Origin of the sequence: Geminocystis sp. GBBB08 (assembly GCF_016743215.1) — a bacterium.
GTDB lineage: Bacteria > Cyanobacteriota > Cyanobacteriia > Cyanobacteriales > Cyanobacteriaceae > Geminocystis.
Map to the genome: position 1 here is coordinate 1 of NZ_VRZC01000134.1, position 10546 is coordinate 10546.

Sequence of the window (10546 nt, forward strand, 5' to 3'; positions counted from 1 at the left end):
TAGAACCTATTTGATATTTACATCTGTAACCGAAATAACAAAAGGTTTTGACGAGATTAAAGCATTTATTCTCAAATCATTACTATGTAATTCTTCTAAAAAAGATACCAAATGGGTTCTATAAAACATATTAATATTAGTTGTCACCATTTGTCGCAGTAACCAATCAACAATAAAAGAATTAAGTAACGAACTACAAAATAATTGATTTTTATTACTTAAACTTTCACACATATTTAAAGAATTACCAGTAAAACAAGGTGAAAGAATTGTTGAAATTAATGTTCTTTCATTTGTATTTGATGCGATAGATCGATAAGCTAATCTATATTTTTGATAACCTAAAATTTGACCTTTATCTAAAGTTTGTCCTAATACCGCTTTTCTTGCTTCTTTTTCTTCTACCCAATAACGAGGTTGAGATAGTAAATGAGAAAAATGCCACATCATCTTCCCTTCATAGAGAGGTAATCTGCCTTTTCCTGCTTCTATTTTAAATAAATAAGCATCATCAGTCATATTAAATTCACGATGTAATTCTAAATTCCACTTGTCTTTTATTTGCTCCCCTAACAAGGGAAAACGAGCCATTTTTTTGACAATTTCGATGTCTAAATCGCTCTTAAATTCCATAATCGACAGAGAATCAGGAGATAATTTTTTAATTAAATCCACATCAATAATAATCGAATTTTCATCGGGAAAACTGGTTAATTCTGTCACTTCATGGCGCATAAACTTAGCAGGAAAACATTGATTATTATCCCCTAAATCCTCCTTATTTGATCCCCCTAAATCTTCCTTAGAAAAGGAGACTTCCACCTCTTTCTCCCGCCTTAGGAAAGGGAGTTGAGGAGGATTATTCTCAAAAGTCAGAATCACAAACTTAAAACGGCTATCTACACCTTCAAAAATATTTTTACGATTTTCAAAGCAAAATAATCCCGTAATGGTAGTTTGAGAAAAGAGCATTTCTCGCAGTTGTTTTGTGCCTAAATCTGTATAAATACCGCTAGGAATGACGATGCCACATTCCCCATTTTTTGCCAATAAATTAACGCATTGTTCTAAAAATAACTTATATAAATTAATATCTTTTCCATGTCTTTTACCATTAATAATAGGAACTTGATTTTTATATTGTTCAGCAAATCTAAAATATTCTCTTGTATAATTAAAATAACTTTGATATTTTAACCACTTTTCCTTAATTTCCTCATTAACTAATAATTTGTCTATCTCTTTTTGAAAATCTTTTAAAGACATTTTCTTTTTAGAAATATTATCACTATATTCAGCAAAAAATTCTTTTCCATCAGGCTGGAAAGTTTCCCAAGGAGGATTACCTAAAATAATATCAAAACCACCTTTGGCGATGATTTTATCAAAGTGATAACCCCAATGGAAGGGCTTTAACTTTTCCATATCTTGAATAGTTAAAAGGCGTTTTTGCGGTTTCCCTTTCAACTGCACATCTTCATATTTTATGCCCAATTTAGTGCTAAATTCATCTAATAATAATTGATTGAGTTTTGCTATAGATTCATCATTGACTTTGGCGATATGATTCCTTAACATTTGTAAACGAGAATCTTGATCTGTTCCTTCAATTTCTTCGGTTTTAAAAGCGTGTTCTTTATATTTTTTAATACTCTCATTTTTTTCTGCTAAAATCCGTTGATATTCAGAAGAAGCGATGAGATTTAAAAGGTTTCCTTGCACACCATTCTCTCCTCTTAATAAGGAAGGTTGGAGGGGATCATTTTTTGTTTTATATCCCCCTAAATCCCTTTTGACAAAGGGGACTTTTAGTGTATCAAAAGCGTTACCATCTACCCGAATTAAACCGATTAAAGAATTACCCGCCATGATGTTAAAGTCAACGTTAGGTAAAGGCTCTAAATCTGCTACGGTTTGCGCACTGGCTACTAAACTTAAAAATAGTCTTAATTTAGCGATTTCTGTGGCTTCTTCCATAATATCAACGCCGTATAAATTATCGGTAATAATGCGTTTTTTGATATAGTATTCAAGGGAAGGATGATGATTTTTAATACTAGTTAATCGGACTTTATTTGCTTCATCTCCTGATGTGTGAATATAGTCAAAAATGGCGGTATAAACTTTAATTAAATGCTGTAATCCTGCCACTAAAAAAGCACCACTACCACAGGCTGGATCAAGAATAGATAAGTTAGGTAAAATATCATCTAATAATAGGTTACAAATCTCATTGGTGAAATAAGCATCTTGCTTGTTAATATTTTCTGACAGGCTAGAAGCCAGTTTCACAGTAGAATTTTGTGATAGGGAGTTAAAGATATATTTATTGATGGTTTTCTCACATAAATAGTTAGTAATTTCTGGTTTTGTATAGTATGCACCAAAGGCTTTTTGATTGATATATTTCTCAAATATATAACCTAAAACATCGGGGTTAATTTCATCTTCGTTACCCCTTGGGGTGTCGTCTAAATGCCATGTATAACTGGCAAATAATTGTAAAATATCGGTGAAGGCTTGATCGTTTATGGTGATTTTTTCTTGGTATTTCTGCTCAATAATATGGGGTAAAAATAAACCGCCATTGAGGTATTTAATATCCCCGATTAATTGGTTAACTTTTTTACTTCTTTGATATGCTCTTTTGCCAAATCCTTGAAAGAATAAACTTTGTAAAAATTTGCTGTAAAATAGATTTTCTCCTTTGAGTTTACTTTGAGTTAATTTATCTTGTAAATAGTTTTTATTGTCGTGATCAAGAAAGCCTTTTTTCTGTAAAAAATAGACAAACATTAAACGATTTAAGATAACGGAAGCATACCAGTTTTTATCTTTGATGTCATCAATACCGTTAATAAATTCGACAAATTTACGATGTTCTAATTGAAATTCGGTAAAGAATTTTTTGGTTACTTTTTCTATATCAAAGGCTTTTTTAGCTTTTTCTTTAACACTTAAAAGATTAAGATTATTTTCTTCTGCTAAACTAATATTAATGGTTTCTAAGGCATCTAATAAGACTCTTTTTTTATTAGCACAATATTCTATAATTCTGGGTTTTAAGGTGTTATTTTCTTTTTTTGTCCATTGCCATTTTTGATTTTTGTCTAGTTGAGAAGCATAAATAATAAAATGTTCTTAGGAATATTTACTAACTTCTTGATCAATCTTTTTAAGAGTAGCAGAAAGGGGAATTGATTGATTGTCTAATAGACATAAAAAGACATTAAAACCTCGTTTATCAGCAATAGGAGTTAAAGTAAATATTTGCTTATCAATGGTGATATATTTTTCGGTGTCATCTTGGGGATAATCCCAGCCTAATTCTTCGATAAAAAGAGATTCAAAATCAAAGTTGTCGAGATATTTGGTAATATTTTTACGGTTAATTTTCATATTCATATTCAATCAAATTAACAATAGCAGTATTGATTTGTTGTAACTTTTCGGTGGATAAATTTCCTAGCTTTTGCATAAATCTTTTTAGATCAATACTTCTAGTTTGTAAAGCATCCGCAACGGATTTTTTTGTCAATCCATTATTAGCATCTGGGTTAATTTCAATGTGCCATAAATTATTAATAAAAGAGTTTTTCCCATCGGTTATTGGTACAACTAATTTTAATGGTAATTTTCCCAACGTATTAGAACTAACAATAACCACAGGTCGAGTTTTTTAAATTTCTGCTCCAATGGTAGGATCTAAGTTAACTAACCAAATTTCTCCCCTTTGAGGTTTAATACTCATAGATTTCCTCTAAATCTAAATTAACCCAGTCTCGCCATGATTGATCTTCCTCATAATATTTTTCCATAGCTTCCGCTTGTTGTTCCATTAATTGACGGCGCTGTGCTAAAGATTTTTTAATGATATTTGACTCTGAATTGCTTAATTGTGTTAAATTATTTTCACGGTCATTAATAGTTTGGTTTTCTGGCACAATGATAATAATTTCTACATTTTGCCCTTCTGGTAATTCAGGAATATGTAAATCTAAGCGATTTCCTTTTTGTATTTTTGTGGTTAAATAATGAGTTTTTTTCATAATTAATTATTATTAATTTGTTTATTGTAACTAATTTTCTATTGTTTGTAGTAATGGCTTTAGCCATGTATTAAATAAGGACTAAAGTCCTCACTACGAACCATATTTTTAAGGGTTAATAGTAGCTAAAACATCTTTAATAATTTCTTCACTGACTCCCCTTTGTTTTAAGCCATAAAGAAATAGGGAAAAACCTTGATTTCGACTTTCTAAATAATATAAAATAGCTTCAACTTGACTAGGAGGTTCGATGAAATAGTGTTGTTGTTCGTAGGCTTCGACTAAAGTTGTTAAAATATCTAGTTTTTCTGCTTCTCGAGTGTTTATTTCCGCATTAAAAAGAGATTCTATTTCTTGTAATGCTAATTGATAATCCGTTTCAGTTTTAATCGGTTTTAATTCCATAATTTCACCTGTTTAAATAGTAGTAACATCTATTTTGATATTCGATAATTGCTTCATATTTGAATGGAATAACTATGATAGATTGATAATTAGTGAGCAAATTTTGCAAACCTTGATAGCCTAATAATTGTTGTTCAGTAGTTTTGGCTTTTGCGATAAATAAAAGTCTTCCTCTAACCTGTTCTTCATAGGTTATAATCGTCACCGCTATTTGTGGATTTTCAACAGCCATTAATTTTTTCAGGATATTTTTTCCTTCTTGATTATTTCTTTGAATTAAACGTAGATGATCGGTATCTAATATATAATTAATCAAAATTAAATCGCTCCTAATTATCTTGTTTAATCAGCAGATTTGCGCCATTCTTGTCCAAGTTTTTCAACTTCATCAAAAGTAGGATCATTTTCAAAAGTTCCAGCGATTTTTAACCACCAGTTAGATTTTTGAGAATTAGAGTTTAAGATTTTTTTCACTTCAGATAATTCTTGTTCTAAATTGCTTAATCTTTGCTCAATTAGGGTGGTATTTTCAGGTAATTGTAAATTAGACATATTTTGTTTTTATTTTAAGTAAATCAACAAGATTATTATATCATTACATTATGAAAATAATCCTAAAGAACAAATAATTTGATTGTCTCTAACCTGTTTATCCTCATGGGTGACACATAAAGCAGAATCTTCCCAGAGAGATACCACCATATTCGCTAATTGTTGATCCTTAATACCACTCCTTAATTGACGGTTTAAACGGGCGATCGAACTTTCCCTAAGAGGATAGTTATAAATGTCTTCCACAGCTTTGATCAGATTATCCCATTGTTGCCCTTGAGCGAGGAGAGGAGTATGATTTTTGATATAGTCAATATAGCCATTAAGACGATTATAAGTTTTTGCCCTTGCACCGTTAGGGCTTCCGAGTTTACCGCCTCCTGCCATTTTCTTCTGTTGTTGAGCGATAATTTTTGCCCCTTTATCCACTAAATCAAAATGATCGGGATGACGTGCGATCGGTTTAGTTTCTAATTCACAACGAGCAAGGCGTAAAATGCGATTTTGAGATTGAGTAACGCTATTACCGTTTTCATTCACATAAGCCAAAGCATCAACGCCATCACTGGTACGCATATACATTAAAACTCCTTGAGGATTTTCTGATCCCCAATCTCGATCGCCCCTTAATCTTCCATTTGTAAGGCTTGATCCCCCTTTATCCCCCTTAGTAAGGGGAACTTCCACGTCTTTCATCTCCTTAGTAATGGAGGCTTTTTCCGTATTTACTCTCCCCTTTGTTAAGGGGGGTTGGGGGGGATCTAAATCTCTTATTAAGGAGGGCTGGGGAGGATCTAACCTTTTGGTAGAATAAATAACATTAGGTAACTGCTCGATTTTTTGGGCAATGTCGGGATATTTTTCCTTAGCACTTTCCCAAATACTCAAGGCTTCTGAAACTAAGTCCACTTCGTTATCTTCTACATCATCGAGAATACCTGCTTTTTCATGGTATAAATCCAGAATTAGGTTATCATCAGCACCTTCAAAAAATATCTCATCTGTACCCACTACTTCTGCATTTTCTCGTAATCGATCACTTAATCTTCCCCGTAGGTTAATTAATTCTTCCACTCCATCAGCCGGTAAAAAAGAATAACAAAGTATTTCTTCAGCAGTTTGCCCTATTCGATCGACTCTCCCCGCCCGTTGGATTAAACGAATAATTGCCCAAGGTAAATCATAATTAACGATAATGCGACAATCTTGAAGATTTTGCCCTTCTGAGAGTACATCTGTGGCAATTAAAACCCTTAATTCTTGTTCACAAGAGAAGGATTTATTATTACTTTTCGGACTAAAACGTTGAGCGAGAATAGTAGGATTTTCCGATTTACCAGTAGCACAAGCAAAACTTGTTAAGCCTAATAAAGTTAATTTTTCTTTTAAATAACTGACAGTATCCGCAAATTGAGAAAAGATTAATATTTTTTCTTCAGGATGAGTTTTAATAATTAATTGGTGTAAAGCTAATAATTTTTGATCATTTTTAGTAGTCCATTCTGGGGAATTATTTAATATCTTTAGAAGATTATGAGCATCCTCTTGTAAATGTTTAACTAAATCTTGATTAAATAAATTAGGACGAATCCATTTAAATCTTTTTTGATATTTAGTTTGATAAATTTCATAAACTTTTCTCGCTTTTTCTTGATAAATATTTTCTTGTTTTTCGATACTTTCAAAACTTTCTAAATCTTCCTCACTATCTTCATTTTCAAGGGTTTCAATATCTAAGTTATTACTTAAAGTAGAATCAGTATCTTGGTCATTAAATACCGCAGAAAATAAGTCCACATCTTGCGTACCAATAGGAATATCTAACCCTGATTCTATGGCATATAAATAAATATAATTTCTTAAAATATGTCGTTCGATCGACTCAATAAAAGCATAACCGCTACTTTCTAATCTTTTAAATAAATTAGTGCGACAAAAACCGATTAAATTTCTTCCAGCACGGGATAAACTATCTAATAAATCTTTCTCTTTTGAGCTTAATAATTGTTGTTTGATATTGCTTAATTGATAGCTACCTAAAGCATAACGGGGTAAATTAAGATTACTTATAATATCCACTACTTCAGGAGAATAAAGTTTTGCATAAGGATCATTTTCCCCTAGTTTAAAGGTAGCAGTTTTCGGGATTCGATGGGGGAAATAAGAACGACTACCATCAGCAAATTCTAAATATTTTCTCTTCTTTTCTCTGTCTAATTGTGCATAATTATCTCTAATAAAACTGCGAGTACGACGCACCATATATTTACTCATTAATTGTTGCCAATCCTCTGAATATTCGCTATTTTCAAAGGCTTTTAAAGTACGAGGGCTAATATCTGGATGTTGGATGGCAAAATTAGTATTTCTTAATAATTCTTCTGGTCTTATACCTAAATCTTCATCTTCTCCCACAAATAATCTTAATTGTGCCGATAAATCAAGGTAACTTTTATTGTAGGGAGTAGCGGTTAAAAGAATGCAACGACTACCACTCTGTTCAATATAATCTTTGATACAAGCATATCTTTTTCCTTCTCGGTTGCGTAAATTATGACTTTCATCAATCAATACCAGTCTAAATCTAGCAGGTACATTTTCTAATTCTTTTTCTACCATGCTGATAGATAAAATTTTTGCCCTTAAACCATAAGTATCTCGGTAATTTTCCCACATGGTGACAAGGTTTTTCGGACAGATAATTAAAGTACTAAATCCGAAATCTTCCTCTAATACACGGGCGATCGCCGTTCCTACCATAGTTTTACCTAAGCCTACCACATCTCCAATAATCACTCCGCCTCGGCGATTAACATGATGACAGGCAATTTTTACGGAGGCTTCCTGAAAGTCAAATAGTTTAAATTCTGAAGGTATTGTATATTGACTTAATCCGTCTCTTGCTTCTTGAGATAGATGATATGCCATTTTTATATAAATATAATAAGGAGGAATTAATTTTTCCGTTGCCCAACTTTCATCAATAATATTTGCTAATTCTTGACTAATATCAATGCAAAATTTATCATTCCAACGATCGTTAAACCATTGCTGTAGCTTATTAGTGGCATCATGATCTAAAACATCAATATTTAATTCTCCTTGATATTTTAACCCTGACAAAGTGAGATTACTACTGCCTAAATAACCGATAATCGGTTGATCTCGGTCGTCTTTATAAAGTAGATAAAGTTTAGCATGGAGGAGATGACGTAAATGTAGTTTAACGACTACTTTTTGTTGCAGTAACTGTTGTCGTAATTGTTGTAAACCTTTTTCGTCAGCAGAAGTGGGAACACCTACCATTAATTGTTCCCGAAATTCTCTGGCAATTATAGTTTTTAAATCATTGATTTTTCCCTGAGACATTTTATCTTGGGAATCAGCTAGGATTTTTAATTCTTCATATAATTGAGTTGATGGTAATTTGTGCATTCCAATTAAGACACGACATTGATTATCCTCTCCCCCAGAGAATTTTTCAATTTCATTAGAGATCGATCGCCATCCTCTTAAGTTAAAATAACCCACGCAAAAATCAGCTTTATAGGCATTCTTCGCCGTGTATTTTAGACTATCTAAAAGTCGATCATCGATATTATCAAATATTCTAGGCATGATGAGAGGGATTATAATAAATTAGATTGTTGTTAACTCATATTTCCTGAAATTGACAAAATTTATAAATCAAAGACAATTTTCCCTTTATTTGTTGTCGAAAAAATCTTGTCTGCTTTAAATAAAAAATTACAATTAAGTTTAGTCTAATTAATAAAATTTTATCATCTTAGCACAAATCATTAATGATAGATTATGATCAGACTAAAATATCAATACTAGGTAAGTTATCAATGATTACAGTAAATCAAAATATTAATTCAAATGATCTTTTAGACTTGGTTAAAAAAGCTGAAACTGAAGGAGAAAGAATAATCATTGAAAGGGAAGGTAAGGGAAAAGTTGCCATAATTAATTATGCTGATTTGAAATTATTAGAAGACTTAGAAGATGCGAGAGATTCTGAATTATTACGTCAAGCTGTAGCTGAAAGTAAAAACCAACAGAGTATAACTTTTGATGAGTTATTAAATGAATTAGGATTAACTATAGAAGATTTAACTTCTGGAGATGAAGATGAATAAAGAAAACTCCTTAATTATTGAATATTCTGCTAGAAAAAGTTTAAAAAATCTTCAGCCTAAATTTATTAAACAAATTGTTTTTAAAATATTTACTTTACAAGATAATCCCTTTCCTCAAGATCATAAAAAGTTAAAAGGATATGATAAAGGATATAGAGTAGATCAAGGTGAATATCGCATTTTATACAGAATAGAAGATGATAAAATTAGAGTTTTTAAAATTGGTAAACGTAATGATGATGAGGTTTATCAGAATTTATGAATGATTGTAAGATACCAGAATTTATCCCACAATCTAAATATAGTCGTATTTAATTAAATGATTTGACTCTTTAAATAACAATTTAAAACAACTATATTTGACTTATAAAATATAAAAAATTATTTACTGCCATTAATTAAACCTCGTCTATTTTTATCGTTGACAGAAGATTCCATAAATTTAGTTAAATGTTTTATATGTTCATTGTCAGATAAATGTTCTAATTCTTTTAATGCTTGACTTATGGTTAGTCCTGATTTATATAAGATTTTATAGGCTTTTTTCAATAAAAATATTTCTTCATTGTCAAAGTTATTCCGTTTTAAAGCGACAAGATTAAGCGATCGCACATGAGAAGGATTACCTTCCACTAACATATATGGTGGTACATCTCGATCTATTCGACTCATACCCCCTAACATCGCCATTTTACCGATTTTTACAAATTGATGAATCCCCAACATTCCCCCAATTACCGCCTTTGATTCTATCTCTACATGACCTGCTAACGCCACCGAATTAGCAATTACAATGCGATCGCCTAAAATACAGTTATGTGCTACATGAACATAAGCCATCAAAAGATTATCATTACCGATAACGGTTTCTTCTCCTTCCCCAGTGGCACGGTTAATGGTTACATATTCTCGAATAATATTGCGATGGCCAATTTTAACGGAACTTTGATCACCTTTGTATTTTAAATCTTGGGGTGCTAAACCTAAAGCTGCTCCCGGAAATATTTGATTATCACAACCAATTTCAATAGGTCCAGAAACTACTACATTAGCACCGATAAACGTATTAGCGCCAATTTTTACATCAGCACCGATAACGACATTAGGGGCAATTTCTACAGAGGAATCTAATTCAGCTTTTTTGTCAATAATAGCAGTAGGATGTATCACGATTCGTAAAATTAATTAATTGTATATTTGATGAAATTAGAAACAGATAATAGACAAAAAAATCAGAGAATGGAGTTTAAGCACTCATGCAAAATTAATTGTATAGAACCCATTTGGTATCTATTACAATAATAGAAGAAAATGGGAAGAACTTTTATCATGGTTTACTCTAGTAGTCTCACAGATGAAGAATGGGATTTAATTAAGACGCTTTTGCCACAAAAAAAA

Annotated in this window: 11 protein-coding genes; 2 read left to right on the top strand and 9 right to left on the bottom strand. The window is 31.5% G+C overall.

Annotated elements, in window-relative coordinates:
• Positions 1-6 precede the first annotated feature (6 nt).
• The 8 genes from FWJ34_RS14770 to FWJ34_RS14805 form a co-directional block, all read right to left on the bottom strand.
• Positions 7-2796 (bottom strand): Eco57I restriction-modification methylase domain-containing protein, encoded by a 2790-nt coding sequence (locus FWJ34_RS14770; protein ID WP_308256097.1) that lies wholly within the window; start codon positions 2794-2796, stop codon positions 7-9.
• 345 nt (positions 2797-3141) lie between these two features.
• Positions 3142-3399, bottom strand: coding sequence for a hypothetical protein (locus tag FWJ34_RS14775; RefSeq protein ID WP_308256099.1), 258 nt, complete (start codon positions 3397-3399; stop codon positions 3142-3144).
• Complete coding sequence (locus tag FWJ34_RS14780; RefSeq protein ID WP_308256100.1) at positions 3389-3667, bottom strand: type II toxin-antitoxin system PemK/MazF family toxin; 279 nt, start codon at positions 3665-3667, stop codon at positions 3389-3391. The genes FWJ34_RS14775 and FWJ34_RS14780 overlap by 11 nt, the downstream gene beginning before the upstream one ends.
• Before the next feature lie 73 nt (positions 3668-3740).
• Positions 3741-4049, bottom strand: coding sequence for a hypothetical protein (locus FWJ34_RS14785; RefSeq protein WP_308256101.1), 309 nt, complete (start codon positions 4047-4049; stop codon positions 3741-3743).
• 108 nt (positions 4050-4157) lie between these two features.
• Positions 4158-4454 carry a transcriptional regulator gene (locus tag FWJ34_RS14790; protein ID WP_308256102.1) on the bottom strand — a complete coding sequence of 99 codons (297 nt, stop codon included), beginning with the start codon at positions 4452-4454 and terminating at the stop codon, positions 4158-4160.
• A gap of 4 nt (positions 4455-4458) precedes the next feature.
• Positions 4459-4770, bottom strand: coding sequence for a hypothetical protein (locus tag FWJ34_RS14795; RefSeq protein WP_308256103.1), 312 nt, complete (start codon positions 4768-4770; stop codon positions 4459-4461).
• Positions 4771-4796: 26 nt separating this feature from the next.
• On the bottom strand, positions 4797-5006 hold the full coding sequence (locus tag FWJ34_RS14800; protein WP_308256104.1) for a hypothetical protein: 210 nt from the start codon (positions 5004-5006) through the stop codon (positions 4797-4799).
• Between the two features lie 48 nt (positions 5007-5054).
• Entirely contained in the window at positions 5055-8624 is a 3570-nt protein-coding gene (locus tag FWJ34_RS14805; protein ID WP_308256105.1) for a helicase-related protein, read from the bottom strand.
• 233 nt (positions 8625-8857) lie between these two features.
• Here FWJ34_RS14805 and FWJ34_RS14810 point away from each other — a divergent pair, with 233 nt between their 5' ends.
• Both FWJ34_RS14810 and FWJ34_RS14815 read left to right on the top strand, forming a co-directional pair.
• The gene (locus FWJ34_RS14810) at positions 8858-9148 is read left to right on the top strand and encodes a type II toxin-antitoxin system Phd/YefM family antitoxin (RefSeq protein WP_308256106.1); all 291 of its coding nucleotides are present in this window, start codon (positions 8858-8860) and stop codon (positions 9146-9148) included.
• A complete protein-coding gene (locus FWJ34_RS14815; protein WP_308256107.1) occupies positions 9141-9410 on the top strand; it encodes a type II toxin-antitoxin system RelE/ParE family toxin in 270 nt (89 codons plus the stop codon). The genes FWJ34_RS14810 and FWJ34_RS14815 overlap by 8 nt, the downstream gene beginning before the upstream one ends.
• A 119-nt stretch (positions 9411-9529) precedes the next feature.
• Here the strand turns inward: FWJ34_RS14815 and lpxA are convergent, their stop codons facing one another.
• Entirely contained in the window at positions 9530-10330 is an 801-nt protein-coding gene (gene lpxA, locus FWJ34_RS14820) for an acyl-ACP--UDP-N-acetylglucosamine O-acyltransferase (RefSeq protein ID WP_396231989.1), read from the bottom strand.
• Between the last annotated feature and the right edge of the window lie 216 nt (positions 10331-10546).